The organism is Streptomyces albidus (ex Kaewkla and Franco 2022), from assembly GCF_013870515.1.
Classification (GTDB): domain Bacteria; phylum Actinomycetota; class Actinomycetes; order Streptomycetales; family Streptomycetaceae; genus Streptomyces; species Streptomyces albidus.
Window position 1 is genome coordinate 1 of record NZ_JACBXA010000128.1, and the last position, 16,551, is coordinate 16,551.

Below are 16,551 nucleotides of genomic sequence, written 5' to 3' on the forward strand. Positions count from 1 at the left end.
GCGGGCCCGGTTCACATCTCACCCCGTGTCCTGCGGCCGCGTCGGCCTGCACCGCCCACTCCATGGGGGCTCCCTCCGCCCGTAGACACGCAGCCGGCCTTGCACGCGGCATGCGCGGGGCACCCGGTCTACCGTAACTTTCGTACCGACAGGGCTTTTTGGGAAGATGTTCCGTTTTCATTCCTGGGGCGCGCCAACTCCCCAACCAGCACCCGAAGGCGCTGATCAGGGGTTTTCAGCCGCAGGGCGTCAGCGCCTGGCGACGAAGACGTGCGCCGCGATGTCCGAATCCAGCTCCGCGGCCTCACCGCTGCTGCCGATCTGCACACCGCCGGTCGCTCCGGCGTTGACGCTCACCACGGCGCCGGGCTGCACGCCTGCCCGCCGGAGCGTGTACATCAGCTGCGCGTCCATCTGGATCGGCTCCCCGATGCGGCGCACGACGACCGTCTTGACGTCGCCGTCGGCACCCAGATCGGTGAGGCTCACCATGCTGTCGTCCAGGAAGGCCTCGGCCCCCGCCTCCTCGCCCAACTCCTCCAGGCCGGGAATGGGGTTGCCGTAGGGCGACTCCGTGGGGTGCTTGAGCAGATCCAGGACGCGGCGCTCGACCGCCTCACTCATCACGTGCTCCCAGCGGCACGCCTCGGCGTGCACCTGCTCCCACTCCAGGCCGATCACGTCGACGAGCAGGCACTCCGCCAGCCTGTGCTTGCGCATGACGCGCGTGGCCAGGCGGCGGCCTTCTTCGGTCAGCTCCAGATGCCTGTCCCCGGCCACCGTGACCAGCCCGTCCCGCTCCATGCGGGCGACTGTCTGGCTCACCGTCGGCCCGCTCTGGTCGAGGCGCTCGGCGATGCGGGCACGCATGGGAACGACGCCTTCCTCCTCCAGCTCCAGAATGGTGCGGAGATACATCTCCGTGGTGTCGATCAGTCCGGACATGCGTGCCCCTCGTCGGTTCGTGCAGTGACCCTGCTCCAATTCTGACGCATCGGAACGACAACCGTCCCTCGCTGGACGGGATGCTCTCTTGACAAGGCACTGGTCCAGACCTCACCGTGACCGCGGCGAATGCGGGGGGCCGGGGTCAAAGCCGTCCGCCTCCCGGCGGGACGAGGTCGAGGAGACCCTGCGGGATGAGCGAGAACACACTGGCGAGCGACTTCTTCGACGCCGCGACGGCCCTTCTCCAGCAGGTCAAGGAGACCGAGCGGGAGAGCGTGGCCGCAGCCGGGGCGCTCCTCGCGTCGACCGTCGCCGACGGAGGCCGCGTCTTCGCCTTCGGAGCCGGCCACTCCTCGCTCCCCGCCCAGGACGTCGTCTACCGCGCGGGCGGCCTCGCCGTGATGAATCTGCTGCCGGTGCCGGGGGCGGTCGGCGTCGACGTACGCCCCGCCACGCTCGGAAGCGCCCTGGAACGCGTCGACGGCCTCGCCACCGCCGTCCTGGACGCCGGCCCCGTACGGGACGGAGACCTGCTGTTCGTGATCTCGCTCTCCGGGCGCAACGCGCTGCCTGTGGAGATGGCGATGCACGCGCGCTCCCTCGGCCTCAAGGTCGTCGGCGTGACCTCCCTCGCCTACACCCGGCAGACCGCCTCACGGCACTCGTCCGGGACCTTCCTCAAGGACCACTGCGACATCGTGCTCGACAGCCGGATCCCCGTGGGCGACGCGGAGTTGACGGCCGAGGGCGTCCCGGCGCCGTTCGCGCCCGCGTCGACCGTCGTCACCAGCGCGCTGATGCAGGCCGTCGTCGCCACGGCGGTGGGCGACCTCGCCTCCCGCGGCATCGACCCGCCGATGCTGCGCTCGGGGAACGTCGACGGCGGTCACACGTGGAACGCCGACGTCATGACGCGGTACGCGGACCGGATCTTCTACCGCTGACCGCGACGGCCCGGCGGCCCGGGCTGCACGGCCTGCCGCGGGCCGGGCCCACTCTGCTCGGCCTACCGCTCGGCGCGGCTCTGGGCCAGGTCGACGGCCGCCGCGATGCGTACGGCGATGTCCTCCGCGTACGCCGCGTCCGCACGGTCGAAGGAGCGGCGGCTGGACCCCCGCAGGAACGTGGCCACGCCCAGAGTCCGCCCACGGCTGCGCAGCACCGCGCACAGGCCGTGCAGCGTGCCCTCCGGCCACTTGCGCGCCGCTGCCCACCCCTCGATCACGCTGCTGTCGGGCCCTTCGCCCCGCCCCATGTCCGTCCTCGCGGGGAAGACCCTTCCCGCGGCGGCGCCGCCGACGCTGGCACGGACCGAACCGCAGCGTGCGTACGCCTGCAGCGCCGGGTGGCTCTCGGCGTAGCCGACGGGGATGCCGCCGGGGAGGCCGGGCTGGAGCACCGGAAGCGGGCCGGGGCCCGAGGACGGGGTGGCCGCCACGCGCACGAGGCGAGGGGCGGGAGCAGGCTCCTCGACTCCGTCGTGCGGGCCGTCCTCCAGGTCGTCGGCGCCCGGCGGCGGAGCGAGGTCGAGCAGCGCGTGGTCGGCGAACCCGGCCAGGGCGAAGTCGAGATGGATCGTCGCCGCCTCCATCGGGTCCGCGCACTCGGAGGCGGCGCGGGCGGCCCGGTGGAGCTGGTTGTCGCGGAAGCGCAGCCGGGCGGCCTCCTGCTCCACGCGCTTGGACTCGGTGACGTCCTGGAAGAGCCAGGCGACCCCCAGCGGCACGGGCTCCTCGGCCAGCGGCGACGAGAGGCGCAGGAATCCGCTGCGCCAGCATCTGCGCGCACCGCCGCCCTCGGCGCCCATGTCGTCCGCTGCCGCGCGGCCCGACCGCAGCGTCACCCAGACCTCGGCGGGAGCGGCGGGCGGGCCCTCAGCCAGCACGTGCTGCAGGGCGCCCTCGAGCTCCTCCACTCCCTGGTCGATCATCTCGCCCAGCGGACGCCCGAGCATCGCCGCGCGCGAGACGCGGAACGCGCTCGCCGCCGACATGTTCACCACGGCCGGACGCAGATCGGCGTCGACCAGGACGACGCCCCAGGTCGCCTCCTCGAAGAGCCCCTCGCTCAGCGCGATGGAGCGCTCCAGGTCGATCTGCGCGTGCACCTCGCTGAAGGCGCAGTAGACGCCCATGGGATGGCCGTCGGCGCTGGAGACCCCGGAGGACTGGGTGCGTACGAGCACGCGGCCGCCGTCCTTCTTCAGAAGTGCGAACTCGTGCACCTGCCGGCCCGGCGAGTGCATCGCACCGAGCAGCCGTGCCTCCACCTGCTCCGCGTCCGCCTCTCGGATCGCCCAGCCCGCCAGCCCCTGGCGGCCGACGGCCTCCTTCTGCGTCCAGCCGAGGATGCGCTCGGCCTCGCGGTTCCAGTGGGTGACGACGCCGTCGGCGTCGAAGGCGCAGAGCGCGGCGTCCATGCCGTCCAGCAGGGCGGCCAGAAGCAGCTCGTCGTCCGGCCCACGGTTGTCATCACCGTCGGACGAAGAGGCGGCGTGGGTCTTGAATTGAGCGGACAACTAAGCACCCCCAGCTGAACGCGCCGACACTGCCGCTTGCTGCTGCGCGTGAGGATCATTCAACTCGAACGTGACACAGCACACACGTCGTTCGACGAAATCGTTGCCGCCCTGAAATCGCTTGCGGGTGTCTTCGCCTCTGCCTAACGTGCACAGCACACGAGAAAGGAGGTGATCCGGTAGATGATGCTTACCCGGACGCGTGAGGTGGCTGCGGCCTAGCGCCGACGCCACAGTGTGACGCCGGTGTCGCCGGCCAATCTCAATGCAGTCACCCGGCCCGTGGGCTCGTCGGACTCGTCCGACCGGCGCCGTTTCGCTTCGGCGAGCGGAGCAGCCCACGGGTCGTCTGCGTTCACGGGCACGGTGGCCCGTCCGCTCTCAGGGTGCCGTTCACGTTCAGGGGCGGCCGTGAAGGTCCTGAAGGACCCCGTCAACGATGTTCAAGGACACAGCCGCTCGACGGTCCAGCCGTCGGAGGGAGCGTCCCTGTCGCCCGTGCGCACATAGCGCAGCCTGTCGTGCAGCCGGTTCTCGCGGCCCTGCCAGAATTCGACGCTCTCCGCGCTCACCCGGAAACCGCCCCAGCCCGGCGGCGCGGGCACGTCCTCGCCCTCGGGGTAGCGGTCGGCCAGCTCCGCGTACAGCCGGTCGAGTTCCTCCCGCGAGGCCACCGTCGAGGACTGCTCGCTCGACCAGGCGCCCAGCTGCGAACCGTGCGGGCGGGTGCGGAAGTAGGCCACCGTCTCGTCCCGGCCGATCCGCTCCGCGGTGCCCGAGACGATGACCTGGCGGGCGACGGGGTGCCAGGGGAAGAGCAGCGAGGTCCACGGGTTCGCATCCAGCTGCCGGCCCTTGCGGGAGCCGTAGTTGGTGAAGAAGACGAAGCCGCGCTCGTCGTACTGCTTCAGCAGCACCGTGCGGGAGCTGGGCCGGCCGTCCGCGTCGGCGGTCGAGACGATCATGGCGTTCGGCTCGTGCAGCCCGCTCGCCGCCGCCTCCGCGAACCACAGCGCGAACTGGCCGTACGGATCGGGCGCGAGATCGGCCTCCGAGAGCCCCACTGCCCGGTACCGGGCGCGCATGGCGGCTGGATCGAGGATGGTCAGCGGCGTACTGCGGGCGGCGTCATCGTCAGCGTCGGGCACGCACTCATCTTGCAACATCATCCGGCAGGCCGTGTCGTGTGCCTGATCTCACCCTTCCCCGCGTGCGACGGAGCCGCCAAAATCGTCTGCCGGGCCACTCCGGCCTGCGCACACAGGAGTTGCCGGTCCGGCTCACCCGAGCTGCGGGAACGCCTGTGCCCGTCCGCGGCGTGGAGACCCCGCGCAACGGGCATGAGCGGGGATGAGGGCGCGGTCCGCTAGCCGCAATCGGCGGCAGAGGAACCGTTACGCCCTCGCCCACACACCCACAAGGACCGCCATCCCGGTCCGCCCCCACGGCAGGACACCGCCCCGGTCACCGGACCGCCGGCGTCCCCGCCCGCACTACAACCCCACGAGGAGCCGCCTGATGTCCGACTTCGTACCCGGACTCGAAGGAGTCGTCGCGTTCGAGACGGAGATCGCCGAACCCGACAAGGAAGGCGGCTCGCTGCGCTACCGAGGCGTGGACATCGAAGACCTGGTGGGTCACGTCTCGTTCGGGAACGTGTGGGGGCTGCTGGTCGACGGCGGTTTCGACCCGGGGCTGCCGCCCGCCGAGCCGTTCCCCATCCCCGTCCACTCCGGCGACATCCGGGTCGACGTGCAGTCGGCGCTGGCGATGCTCGCCCCGGTCTGGGGCCTCAAACCCCTGCTGGACATAGGCGTCGAGGAGGCCCGCGACGACCTCGCGCGTGCCGCCGTGATGGCCCTCTCCTACGTCGCGCAGTCCGCACGCGGGCAGGGCGTGCCGATGGTGCCGCAGCAGGAGATCGACAAGGCGGACACCGTCGTCGAGCGGTTCATGCGGCGCTGGCGGGGCGAGCCCGACCCCAAGCACGTGGCGGCTGTCGACGCGTACTGGACGTCGGCCGCCGAACACGGCATGAACGCCTCGACGTTCACCGCCCGCGTGATCGCCTCCACGGGAGCCGACGTGTCGGCTGCGCTCTCGGGTGCGGTCGGCGCGATGTCCGGGCCGCTGCACGGCGGTGCTCCCTCGCGTGTGCTCGGCATGATCGAGGAGATCGAGCGTACGGGCGACGCGGAGGCGTTCGTGAAGCGTCAACTGGACCGTGGCGAGCGCCTGATGGGCTTCGGGCACCGTGTCTACCGCGCGGAGGACCCGCGGGCGCGCGTGCTGAGGCGCACTGCCAAGGAACTGGACGCACCGCGCTACGAGATCGCCGAGGCGCTGGAGCGGGCGGCGCTGGACGAGCTGCACAGCCGACGCCCGGACCGGGTGCTGGCGACGAACGTGGAGTTCTGGGCGGCGATCGTGCTCGACTTCGCCGAGGTGCCGGCGCACATGTTCACCTCGATGTTCACCTGTGCCCGTACGGCCGGCTGGGCCGCGCACATCCTCGAGCAGAAGCGCACGGGGCGGCTGGTGCGGCCCTCCGCGCGCTACGTCGGACCGGGTGAGCGGAGCCCGCGGGACATCCCGGGGTACGGCGAGGTGCAGGGCTGACGACCCGGTGCGCGCACACGGCTGACCGAGGGGCACGGCACAGCAGCCGCGCCCCTCAGGTCTCCGTGATGCAGGCGTTCAGACAGGCGGCCCCTTCGAGCATCGCCCTCGCCCGTTGCGTCAGCTCCGTCTGCCGCTGCGCGATCGCCGTGCGCATGACGTCCCGGCTGCCGGTGCGGCGGAGGTCGTCGAGGACGGCCTGGATGCGCGGCAGCGGATAGCGACTCTGCCGGAGGGTGTTGACCAGGCGGGCGTCGCGGACCTCAGTCGAGCCGTAGCGGCGGTAGTTCGTCACCGGATCGCGCACAGGGGCCAGCAGCCCTGCGGACTCCCACACGCGCAGGGCGGACGTGCGCACCCTGAGGCTCGCGGCCAGTTCGCCGATGCTCATGCCCGATCGCGGCACCGCCGCCGGCTCCGGCTCCTGCTCCGTGATCTCCTCCAGGGCCTGGCCGGTCACCTCCAGGGCGAGCCGCTGCTCGTGGAGCATCGTGTGCCCCTCGTCGATGAGCCTGAGTGCGAGCGGGACGTCGTCGGCGTTGACGGCGCGCATGACCGCTTGTGCCGTGGGCGGGCCGAACCCCCTGGCCAGAGCCCGGTACGCCAGCAGTGCCCTGCGGTGCGCGTCCGTGAACCTCCGATAGCCCGAGGCGGTGCGGGTGACGGGCGGCAGGACGCCTGCGGCTTCGTAGTTGCGGATCTGCTGAGTCGAGACGCCCGCCTCCCGTGCCAGATCGACGGGACGGAGACCCGGTTCCCTGCGGCTCATCGGCGCCTCCTCCGTGGATTCAACGAGCGGGGCTCACCCGGGAGTTGAGAGTCTCCACACCCACTTGCCAAGCAGCCAGGGCAAGTCGTGCGCAGAAGTCTCAACAGGAGCTTCAATGGAAAACTTTAAGGCATGGGCGCCGGAGAAATCGCAGACCAGACAGAGACCTTCCCTCGCTCCACGGACGAGGCCATCCGCATCAAGGGCGCACGGCTCCACAACCTGAGGAACATCTCGGTCGCCGTGCCCAAGAACTCGCTCGTCGTCCTCACCGGCCTGTCCGGCTCGGGCAAGTCGACACTCGCCTTCGACACGCTGCACAGGGAAGGCCAGCGTCAGTACCTGGAGTCGCTGGGCATGGTCACAGGCTTCGTGAGCAAGCCGGCTGTCGACTCGATCACCGGTCTGTCGCCGTCGATCAGCGTCGATCAGCATCTGACGAACCGCAGTCCGCGCTCGACGGTCGGCACGGTCACCGAAGTCTTCACCTACCTGCGTGTGCTCTGGGCACGTCTCGGCCACCGCCCCTGCCCGGCGTGCGGCGGGTCGATCCCGCCCTCGTACCACGTGGGCGGTGACGAACTCCCCTACGACGAGGACGAGTCGGCGCCGGCCGACGCCGCCGAGGACGAGACCGGAGACGGACCGGCGCTGCCCTGCCCGCACTGCGCGAAGCCCGTGCGCGAGATGCTGATGGGCGACTTCTCGTTCAACAAGCCCTCCGGGGCCTGCCCGTCCTGCACCGGCCTGGGCACCGTGTTCGAGGCCGACGTGGACCGTCTGGTCGACCGAGGGCGCAGCGTGGCCGCGGGAGCCGTCCTCTCCTGGCACCCGGTGCTCACCGACCGCAACATCCCCGTGCTGAAGGCGGCCGCCCGGCACTACGGGACCACCTTCGACACCGGACTGCCCGTGGGGGCACTGGGGAACGTACAGCGAGACCTGCTGCTCCACGGCGTCGAGAGCCCCCGCTTCCGCCGTCACTTCCCCGACACGGAACCGCCCGCCACGGTCGCCGCCGGGCGCTTCGAGGGCGTCGTCACGAACATGCTGCGGCGGTACGCGGAACGCATCGGTGACGCCGACTACCGCGAGAGGGCCGAGCAGTCACTGGTCAAGCAGGTGTGCCCCGACTGCGAGGGCACGCGTCTGCGCCCCGAAAGCCGGGCGGTCACCGTCCTCGGGACGAACATCGTCGACGCGGCGAGCAAGGCCCTGACGGAGCTCGCCGTCTGGATCGACGCACTGGAGGAACGGGTCGGTGCAGAGGAATGGCTCGTCACCGAACCCGTCGTCGACGATCTGCGGGAGCGCGTGCGCCGGCTGGTCGACGTGGGCGTCGGCTACCTGACCCTTCAGCAGGCGACGCTCAGCCTCTCCGCCGGTGAAGCACAACGGCTGCGCCTGGCCGCGCTGCTGGGCTCCGGCCTCACCGGCGTGCTGTACGTGCTCGACGAACCCACCATCGGGCTCCATCCGGCCGACGGCGCGCGACTCGTCCAAGTGCTCCGCCGCCTGCGCGACTTGGGCAACACGGTGCTCGTCATCGAACACGACCTCGACATGCTGCGCGCCGCCGACCACGTCATCGACGTGGGTCCGGGAGCGGGCCGCGACGGCGGCCGGATCGTCGCCGCGGGCACGCCTGCGGAGGTGGCCGCGAGCGCGGGATCGGTCACCGCCGACTGCCTCTCCGGCAGGGTGGTCATGCCCGGACCGGCGACACCGCGTACCGGCGACGGCAGGTCACTGGTCATCCGGGGCGCGCGTGCGCACAACCTCAAGAACGTCACCGCCCGGCTGCCGCTGGGGTGCTTCGTCGCGGTGACCGGCCCTTCGGGCTCGGGCAAGTCATCACTGCTGTTCGACATCCTCGACCGGGCGGCACGGCGGCACTTCGACGGTACGGGCGAGAGGCCGGGCCCGTACGAACAGATCGAGGGCTGGGAGCACATCGACAAGATCGTGATGATCGACCAGCAGCCGATCAGCCGCGTGCCCCGCTCCAACGCGGCGACCTACTCCGACGCCTTCACGCCGATACGCGAGGCGTTCGCGGCCACACCCTGCGCACGCGACGGAGGCCTGAAGGCGAAGCACTTCTCGCCCAACGTCCCCGGCGGCCGCTGCGAACGCTGTGCGGGCGCGGGTGTTCTCACCGTCCAGATGCACTTCCTGCCCGATGTGGAGGTGCGCTGCCCCGCCTGCCGGGGACGCCGGTTCCGGCACGAGGTGCTGGCCGCGCGGTACCGGGGGCACGACATCGCGCAGGTCCTGCAGATGCCCGTCGAGGAGGCGCTGGGCGTCTTCGCGGACGTGCCGGGTGCCGCGAGGCGCCTGCAGCGGATGTCCGACGTGGGCCTGGGCTACCTGCAGTTGGGGCAGCCCGCGACGACGCTGTCGGGTGGCGAGGCACAGCGGATCAAGCTCGCGAAGGAACTCGGGCACCGCGCGACCGGCCGCACCCTGTACCTGCTCGACGAGCCGACCACGGGCCTCCATGTGGCCGACACCGCGCGGCTGCTGGGCGTCCTCCAGCGGCTGGTCGACGCGGGCAACACGGTCGTGACCATCGAGCACGACCCCCACGTCATCCGGGCGTCGGACTGGGTGATCGACCTCGGTCCCGCGGGCGGCGCCGCGGGAGGCGAGATCGTGGCCGAAGGGACTCCCGGTCAGCTCGCGCAGGTGAGCGCGTCACCCACGGGGGCGTTCCTGCGCGGATCGTGAGATCGGTGCCGACGGCTGTGTCGAGGGTGGTGCCGACGGCGGGATTCCCTCAGCGGGCCGCCGTCGGCTTCTCCGTGTCCTCGTCGCTGCTGTCGTTCCGGCCGCTTCCGTCGCCCTGGCTCGCATCGGCGGTACGCGGGTCGCCTCCCTTGTCGGGGTCGGCGAGGAACTGCCGCTCCAGCGCGATCCGTTCCTCCTCCGTCGGGTCGCTGTCGAGGGAGTCGACGATCGCGATGCGCGCCGCGTCGGACTCCGGCCGGATCAGGCCGATGCCGACGTAGAGCACGAGCGAGGTGAGCACCGGGGCGCCGACGGTGAGCGCCTCCGAGGTGCCCTCCGCGACCCAGTACAGATAGGCCCACACCGCGAGTCCGCCCGCCCACGAGGTGATCGCGGCGAGGGGCCCGGTCCGCTTGAACCACGGCAGCAGTCCGAGCATCAGCGGGATGGATATCGGTCCCATCGTGGCGGCCACGATGCTCACGACGACGGTCATGATGAAGCCGTCCGGATCGCTCCCGAGTGCCAGCGCCATGCTGGAGCTCACGAAGGCGACCGTCGTGATGCGGGCGAAGCGCAGCTGGTTGCGCTGCGTCATCCGCCGCACGCGGGGGACGATCACGGGCGCGAGGTCGCGGGTGATGACAGCGGTGATGACGTTGGAGTCGGAGGCCACCATCGCCATGGTGTGCGAGAAGAACCCGGCGAGCAGCAGCCCGATCACGCCTGTGGGCAGCAGCTCTTGGGCGAGCCTGATGTAGGAGTCCTCGCCGTTGCTGAGACCGGGCACGATCAGCGGTGCCGCGATCATCGGCACGAAGAGGATGAACGGCCACACCAGCCACAGGATGCTGGAGAGCAGGGCCGACTTGCGTGCACGGGACCCGTTGGGCGCCGACATGTAGCGCTGCGCCAGGTTCCACATGCCGCCGTTGTACTCGAAGGTCTTCACCAGCAGGAACGCCATGATCAGACCGGTCGTGACGGTGCCCGCGACCGGGTCGCCGTGCCCGGCCGGGAGGTCGTCCCACATCGTCCACAGCGTCGAGACCCCGTCCAGGTGCGCCATGACGGCGAAGAGCATCGCGAAGCCGGCCACGGCCTGGATGACGAACTGCCCGAAGTCCGTGAGTACGTCGGCCCACAGCCCGCCGAACGTCACGTAGAACATCGTGCAGATGCCCGTCAGGCCGATGCCCCAGATCATCGGAATGTCCGCGAACCCCTGGAGCAGCACCGCGATCGCGACCCACTTGGCCGCGATGTCGACGACCTTCAGCGCCGCGCCGCTGTAGGCGAGCACCTGCTGGGTGGGCAGGTTGTAGCGGACGGCGAGGTAGGCCAGCGGTGAGTTCACGCCGTGCTTGGCCCGCAGCCGGTTCCAGCGAGGAGCGAAGAGGAACGCGCCTATGCCGATGCCGAGGCCGATCGTCAGCGGCCACCAGAAGTAGACGGTGACGCCGTAGTCGTAGGCGACGGCCGCGAAGGTGACGAACATGATCGCGCTGTAGCCCGACATGTGGTGCGAGATCCCGGAGAGCCACCACGGGACGCGGCCGCGGGCGGTGAAGAAGTCCGCCACGTTCTCGACGCGGGTCTTGGACCACACGCCGATGCCCAGCATCACGAAGAAGTACGCACCGACCACGACCCAGTCCAGTGGGGACATCACGGCTCCTTGTTCGTCACTGCGTTGAGCGAGACGTAGATCCAGGCGCAGACCGTATGTTCATGAACATGAACCAGTGCCAGATCTATGAATTGAGTGCCGTTACCTTAGAAGTGCCTCCGAGGGCCGTCAATACTGCGCACACCGACAGGGAATGGGCAGGAACGAGCCGCCACAACGCAGAGCACCCCCGCGGTCACATCCATACCGACATCCATGTCGATGAATGTGAACGCAGGGGTGCTGCGGGGTTCTTGACGCGCTGCGCGCCGGGGTCGCTACCGCTCGAGCGCCTCGCCGACGATCAGTGCCCACTGTGCGACGACCCGCTCCCGGCGCGCGCTGTCGTCGGTCAGCAGATTGGCGAGTCCGAGCCCGCGCGCCATGTCGAGCAGGCCCTGCACGGTCTCGCGCACACCCGCCGCGGACTCGTCCGCGCCCAGCAGCTCCACCGCCATCCGGTGCGTCTCCCGCCCGATCCGCGCCTCGAGCGCGCTGACCCGCGGGCTCAGCTGCTGCTCGTTCGAGGCAGCCACCCACAGCTGCAGGGCGGCACGGAAGAGCGGGCCGGTGTAGAGAGCGACGAGCATCTCCACGGCGGCCCGCGTGTCCGGCGGTGTCGGAAGTGCGCGCAACGCCTTGGAGCGCTCCTCGGCCACGTACTCGACGGCAGCGGTGAACAGGTCCTCACGGGTGGGGAAGTGGTGCTGGGCCGCGCCCCGCGAGACACCCGCGTGCTCCGCGACGACCGTGACGGTGCTGCCCGTCCAGCCGTGCTCGGCCAGGCAGGTCACGGCGGACTCCAGCAGCCGCTGCCGCGTCGCTCGGCTGCGGTCCTGCTTGGGGGCCGCTCCGCGGGTGTTCACGGCACCCATGCGGGCTCCCGTCGCTCGAGGAAGGCGGTCATGCCCTCGCGGGCCTCGTCGGAGGCGAAGAGCCGCGCGGACAACTCGGCGAGGTTATCCGTGTCCCTGTCGAAGACTCGCAGCACCTCCGCCGTGACCAGCCGCTTCGATTCGGCCAGCCCCTGCGGGGAGCCGCGGCGCAGCCCGTCGAGCACCGGGGCCAGGAGAGCGTCCACGTCCTCCTCGTCCCTGCCCGCGAGCGTCACCAGCCCGATGCGGGCGGCCTCCACCGCGTCGAAGCGCTCGCCCGTGAGGTAGTAGCGGGAGGCCGCGCGGGCGTCGAGCCGCGGCAGCAGAGGCATCGAGATCACGGCCGGCGCGACCCCGATACGGGCCTCGGTGAAGGCGAAGCTCGACTTCGGTCCGGCCACCGAGATGTCGCACGCGCCCAGCAGGCCCGTACCGCCCGCCCGCACGTGCCCGTCGACGCGGGCGACCACGGGCTTGGGCAGCTCGACGATGGTGCGCAGCACGGGGGCGAGATCGCCCGGAGTGCCGCTGCCCTCACGCAGATCGGCGCCCGCACAGAAGGTGTTGCCGGTGTGGGTGAGCACCAGCGCACGCACCCGGTCGTCCGCGGCGGCTGCCTCCAGGTGCGCGTACAGCTCGCTGACGAGACGCTTCGAGAGCGCGTTGCGATTGTGCGGGGAGTCGAGTGTGAGGGTGGCGACGCCTTGCGCGAACTCGCTGCGCACCAGCGGCTGCTCGGGCCCTGCCTGTTCGGCGGCTTCGGTCACTTGTCGCTCGTCCTCTCGCTGGTCTCCGTCGTTGTCACTGCCGGCTCGGTGTCCGGGGGCGGCCCGGGGCTCCCTCGCCGGTACTACGCCCCGGCGGCCGCCGCGGCCTCGGCGGCCCGCAGTTCGCGCCGCAGGATCTTGCCGCTGACCGCGCGGGGCACGCTCCCGGTGAACTCCAGCTGCCGGACCTTCTTGTACGGGGAGACCTGCTCGGCCACGTACGACAGCACGTCGTCCGCGGACAGCCGCGCCCCCGCTTCGTCCGGCTGCCGCACCACGAACGCCTTGGGCACCTCGTTGCCCTCCTCGTCCGTCACGCCGATGACGGCTGCGTCCGCGATCGCCGGATGCGTCAGCAGTACGGCCTCCAGCTCGGCCGGAGCGACCTGGTAGCCCTTGTACTTGATGAGCTCCTTGACGCGGTCGACGACGTACAGCCAGCCCTCGTCGTCCACCCGGCCGATGTCCCCGGTACGCAGCCACCCCTCGGCGTCGATCATCGCGTCGGTCTCGCCCGTACGGCCCAGGTAGCCCTTCATCACCTGCGGTCCGCGGAAGAGGAGTTCGCCCGCCTCCCCCACACCGAGGTCCCGGTCGGGGTCGTCCAGGCCGACGACGCGCATCTGCGTGCTCGGCAGCAGCTTCCCGACGGCGCCGGGCGGTGCCGAGGTGGCGCTGCGGGGCACCACATGGGTCCCGGGCGAGAGTTCGGTCATGCCGTACGCCTGCATGACGGTCGGCAGCCCCAGCCGCCGGGCGCAGGCGGTGGCCAGTTCGGCATCGAGCGGTGCGGCGGCGCTGACGACGAACTCCAGCGAGGACAGGTCGTACTTGTCCACGTCGGGGTGCTTGGCGAGGGCCAGCACTATCGGCGGCGCGACGTAGAGGGCGTTGACCTTGTGCGTCTCGATCGCGGCGAGGAACTGGCCGAGTTCGAAGCGGGGCAGGACCACGACGGTGGAGCCGTTGCGCAGCGGTGCGTTCATCAGGGCGGTCAGCCCGTAGATGTGGAAGAAGGGCAGCACCGCCAGCAGCTTGTCCTCGGGGCCGCTGGGCATCACGGGATGCAGCTGGGCGAGGTTGGTGGCGATGTTGCGGTGGGTGAGCATCACGCCCTTCGGCATGGACGTGGTGCCCGAGGAGTACGGGAGAGCGGCCAGATCCTCGGCTGGGTCGATGGCGATCTGCGGCTCCGGCGCCGTGCTCTCCCGCATGTCCAGGATGCTGCGGTGCCCCTCCGCGTGGTCGCAGACGAAGATCTCCTCCACCCCGCCCGTCCACTCGGCCGCCTGCCGTGCCGCCTCCAGGAGCGGCGACGCGGTCACGATCCAGCGGGCGCCGGAGTCGCGGAGCTGGCGCGCCAGCTCCTTGGCGGTGGCGAGCGGGTGGACGGTGGTCACGGCCGCCCCGGCCCGCGTCGCCCCGTAGAAGACCGCGGGGAAGAGGAGGGAGTTGGGGCTGTGCAGAGCGAGTACGTCACCCTTGCGCAGCCCGGCGTCGGCCAGCGCGGCGGCGATGCGCCGGGTGAAGGCGCCCAGTTGGGCGTAGCTGAGCGACGTGCCCTCGACTCCGTCGACGAGCGCGGTCCGCGTGCCGTACGCGTCGACGGAACGGCCCAGCACGGCTTCATGGATCGGCTCGTCGACGACGGGGACGTCGGCGTACTCACTGTGGAACATCATCAGGTCCTCCCGGAGCAACGGGCGTGAGCGGCGCCGCCGGGGCGCCGGAGAAGTCACCAGAGGTGACCTCTCAGTCTCCAGCCATCCGCAGCTCCTCAGAAGATCCCGCGCGGGAGCGGTGCACGGCGGCGGCGACTCCCGGGCTCAGTACGACTTGGGAAGTCCCAGCGTCTGGTGCGAGACGAAGTTGAGGATCATCTCGCGGCTGACCGGGGCGATACGGGCGACACGTGCGGCGGTCACCATGGAGGCGAGGCCGTACTCCCGCGTGAGGCCGTTGCCGCCGAGGGTGTGCACGGCCTGGTCGACGGCCTTCACACAGGCCTCCCCCGCCGCGTACTTGGCCATGTTCGCCGCCTCGCCGGCCGCCATGTCGTCGCCCGCGTCGTACAGGGCGGCGGCCTTGCTCATCATCAGCCGCGCCAGCTCCAGTTCGATGTGTGCCTGCGCGAGGGGATGCGCGATCGCCTGGTGCGCTCCGATGGGCTCCTTCCACACCTGGCGCGTACGGGCGTAGTCCAGCGCCTGTTCCAGCGCGTAGCGGCCCATGCCGATACCGAAGGCGGCCGTCATGATGCGCTCGGGGTTGAGCCCGGCGAACAGCTGGAGCAGACCGGCGTCCTCTCCCCCACGGCCTCCGGCGTGGGAGGGGCCCCCGCCGACGAGCGCCTCCGCGGGCAGCCGCACGTCGTCCATCACGAGCTCGAACTGCTTCTCCGGCGCGGCGAGTTCCATCTCGATCGGACTGCGCGTGAAGCCGGGCACGTCGCGGGGGACGATGAACAGGCAGGGCTTGAGCTTGCCGGTGCGCGCGTCCTCGGTGCGGCCCACGATGAGGGTGGCGTCGGCGATGTCGACGCCGGAGACGAAGACCTTGCGGCCGGTGAGCAGCCACCCGTCGCCTTCGCGGCGGGCGGTGGTGGTGATGCGGTGCGAGTTCGAGCCCGCGTCGGGTTCGGTGATGCCGAACGCCATCTTCCTGCTGCCGTCGGCGAGTCCGGGCAGCCACTCCTGCTTCTGGGCCTCGGTGCCGAACCGTGCGATGACGGTGCCGCAGATCGCGGGCGAGACGACGAGCATGAGGAGCGGGCAGCCGGCGGCACCCAACTCCTCCAGCACTATGGCCAGTTCGGCCATGCCGCTGCCTCCGCCGCCGTACTCCTCGGGCAGGTTGACCCCGAGATAGCCGAGGGCGGCCGCCTCGTCCCACAGCTCGTCGGTGTGCTTCCCGTCGCGTACGACACCGGTGAAGTACTCGCGCCCGAAGCGCTTTCCGAGAGCGGCCACGGCCGCTCGCAGGTCACGCTGTTCCTCGGTCTCCAGCAGGGCAGTGGTCATGACGACTCCTTCTGGGCGGACGGTGCCTTCTGGGCGGACGGTGCGGATCGATCTGTGCGTGCCGGATGTTCGGGCGCGGCGGGAGGCCCGGAGGCCTCCGCTGCGGGGTCCTCCGTGACGACGGCGAGCAGGGCGCCGACCTCCACCTGGCGGCCGGGTTCGGCGTGCAGGGCGGTGAGGGTGCCGGAGGCGGGCGCGACGACCTTGTGCTCCATCTTCATCGCCTCCAGCCACAGCAGCGGCTCCCCCGCCTTGACGGTGGCGCCGACGGCGAGGCCGGCCACGACACGTACGACGGTTCCGGGCATCGGCGCCAGCAGTGAGCCGGGGTCGTTGCCCGTCTCCGGCTCACGCAGCCGCGGCAGCGCGGTCAGCGCATGGGCGCCGAAGGGCGCCGGTGCGTCGACGTGCACGTGTTCGCCGTCCTCGCCGTACCTCGCCACGTCGAAGTCGCGCCGCACGCCGTCGACTTCGAGGCTCACCCGGTCGGGCGCGGCCCGGAGCAGGCGCAGCCGCAGGCCGGGGAAGTCGTCCTCCTCGACGAGCAGTCCGTCCCGCGTGAGGCGGTAGCGGACCTCGATCTCGTCCTGCGAGGGTTCGGCCAGGAAGGTCTTGACCTGGGCCTGCGCGGGCACG

13 protein-coding genes are annotated in these 16,551 nt (G+C 71.0%); 3 read left to right on the top strand and 10 right to left on the bottom strand.

From position 1 onward, the window contains the following. Positions 1-249: 249 nt before the first annotated feature. Complete coding sequence (locus H5J26_RS18705; protein ID WP_181767041.1) at positions 250-945, bottom strand: metal-dependent transcriptional regulator; 696 nt, start codon at positions 943-945, stop codon at positions 250-252. Positions 946-1,139: 194 nt separating this feature from the next. Between H5J26_RS18705 and H5J26_RS18710 the strand changes: the two genes are divergently transcribed. After that, a complete protein-coding gene (locus tag H5J26_RS18710) occupies positions 1,140-1,892 on the top strand; it encodes an SIS domain-containing protein (protein ID WP_181767042.1) in 753 nt (250 codons plus the stop codon). Positions 1,893-1,954: 62 nt separating this feature from the next. Here H5J26_RS18710 and H5J26_RS18715 read toward each other — a convergent pair whose 3' ends face one another. Together H5J26_RS18715 and pdxH are read right to left on the bottom strand one after the other, a co-directional pair. Then, positions 1,955-3,367 (bottom strand): PAS domain-containing protein, encoded by a 1,413-nt coding sequence (locus H5J26_RS18715; RefSeq protein WP_419183820.1) that lies wholly within the window; start codon positions 3,365-3,367, stop codon positions 1,955-1,957. 542 nt (positions 3,368-3,909) lie between these two features. Beyond that, positions 3,910-4,551, bottom strand: a complete 642-nt coding sequence (pdxH, locus tag H5J26_RS18720) for a pyridoxamine 5'-phosphate oxidase (RefSeq protein ID WP_235980814.1) — start codon at positions 4,549-4,551, stop codon at positions 3,910-3,912. Between the two features lie 433 nt (positions 4,552-4,984). Here pdxH and H5J26_RS18725 point away from each other — a divergent pair, with 433 nt between their 5' ends. Continuing rightward, a complete protein-coding gene (locus H5J26_RS18725; RefSeq protein ID WP_181767044.1) occupies positions 4,985-6,085 on the top strand; it encodes a citrate synthase 2 in 1,101 nt (366 codons plus the stop codon). A 55-nt stretch (positions 6,086-6,140) separates the two neighbouring features. Here H5J26_RS18725 and H5J26_RS18730 read toward each other — a convergent pair whose 3' ends face one another. Further along, entirely contained in the window at positions 6,141-6,854 is a 714-nt protein-coding gene (locus H5J26_RS18730) for a MerR family transcriptional regulator (protein WP_181767045.1), read from the bottom strand. A 132-nt stretch (positions 6,855-6,986) separates the two neighbouring features. On the opposite strand from H5J26_RS18730, the gene uvrA reads away from it, so the two are divergent. Beyond that, positions 6,987-9,584 (top strand): excinuclease ABC subunit UvrA, encoded by a 2,598-nt coding sequence (gene uvrA, locus H5J26_RS18735; protein WP_181767046.1) that lies wholly within the window; start codon positions 6,987-6,989, stop codon positions 9,582-9,584. Between the two features lie 49 nt (positions 9,585-9,633). Here the strand turns inward: uvrA and H5J26_RS18740 are convergent, their stop codons facing one another. From H5J26_RS18740 to H5J26_RS18765, 6 genes are all read right to left on the bottom strand, one after another. Next, complete coding sequence (locus H5J26_RS18740; RefSeq protein WP_181767047.1) at positions 9,634-11,253, bottom strand: sodium:solute symporter family protein; 1,620 nt, start codon at positions 11,251-11,253, stop codon at positions 9,634-9,636. A 278-nt stretch (positions 11,254-11,531) separates the two neighbouring features. Next, on the bottom strand, positions 11,532-12,128 hold the full coding sequence (locus H5J26_RS18745; protein WP_181767048.1) for a TetR/AcrR family transcriptional regulator: 597 nt from the start codon (positions 12,126-12,128) through the stop codon (positions 11,532-11,534). Further along, on the bottom strand, positions 12,116-12,895 hold the full coding sequence (locus tag H5J26_RS18750; protein WP_181767049.1) for an enoyl-CoA hydratase family protein: 780 nt from the start codon (positions 12,893-12,895) through the stop codon (positions 12,116-12,118). Before H5J26_RS18750 ends, H5J26_RS18745 begins: the two co-directional genes overlap by 13 nt. Before the next feature lie 83 nt (positions 12,896-12,978). Continuing rightward, positions 12,979-14,577 carry a 4-coumarate--CoA ligase family protein gene (locus tag H5J26_RS18755; protein WP_181767050.1) on the bottom strand — a complete coding sequence of 533 codons (1,599 nt, stop codon included), beginning with the start codon at positions 14,575-14,577 and terminating at the stop codon, positions 12,979-12,981. A 144-nt stretch (positions 14,578-14,721) separates the two neighbouring features. Next, positions 14,722-15,915: an acyl-CoA dehydrogenase family protein gene (locus H5J26_RS18760; RefSeq protein ID WP_181767051.1), complete on the bottom strand. Its 1,194-nt coding sequence runs from the start codon at positions 15,913-15,915 to the stop codon at positions 14,722-14,724. Then, positions 15,912-16,551, bottom strand: a 640-nt coding sequence (locus H5J26_RS18765; RefSeq protein ID WP_181767052.1) for a biotin/lipoyl-binding protein, incomplete at its 5' end; no start/stop codon positions are given. The genes H5J26_RS18765 and H5J26_RS18760, both read right to left, overlap by 4 nt.

What these genes read in the sequence shown, in the direction of transcription:
- H5J26_RS18705 (WP_181767041.1), bottom strand. Translation starts at nt 945, where the DNA reads ATGTCCGGACTGATCGACACCACGGAGATGTATCTCCGCACCATTCTG.
- H5J26_RS18710 (WP_181767042.1), top strand. Translation starts at nt 1,140, where the DNA reads ATGAGCGAGAACACACTGGCGAGCGACTTCTTCGACGCCGCGACGGCC.
- H5J26_RS18715 (WP_419183820.1), bottom strand. Translation starts at nt 3,367, where the DNA reads ATGGACGCCGCGCTCTGCGCCTTCGACGCCGACGGCGTCGTCACCCAC.
- pdxH (WP_235980814.1), bottom strand. Translation starts at nt 4,551, where the DNA reads ATGCGCGCCCGGTACCGGGCAGTGGGGCTCTCGGAGGCCGATCTCGCG.
- H5J26_RS18725 (WP_181767044.1), top strand. Translation starts at nt 4,985, where the DNA reads ATGTCCGACTTCGTACCCGGACTCGAAGGAGTCGTCGCGTTCGAGACG.
- H5J26_RS18730 (WP_181767045.1), bottom strand. Translation starts at nt 6,854, where the DNA reads ATGAGCCGCAGGGAACCGGGTCTCCGTCCCGTCGATCTGGCACGGGAG.
- uvrA (WP_181767046.1), top strand. Translation starts at nt 6,987, where the DNA reads ATGGGCGCCGGAGAAATCGCAGACCAGACAGAGACCTTCCCTCGCTCC.
- H5J26_RS18740 (WP_181767047.1), bottom strand. Translation starts at nt 11,253, where the DNA reads ATGTCCCCACTGGACTGGGTCGTGGTCGGTGCGTACTTCTTCGTGATG.
- H5J26_RS18745 (WP_181767048.1), bottom strand. Translation starts at nt 12,128, where the DNA reads ATGGGTGCCGTGAACACCCGCGGAGCGGCCCCCAAGCAGGACCGCAGC.
- H5J26_RS18755 (WP_181767050.1), bottom strand. Translation starts at nt 14,577, where the DNA reads ATGATGTTCCACAGTGAGTACGCCGACGTCCCCGTCGTCGACGAGCCG.
- H5J26_RS18760 (WP_181767051.1), bottom strand. Translation starts at nt 15,915, where the DNA reads ATGACCACTGCCCTGCTGGAGACCGAGGAACAGCGTGACCTGCGAGCG.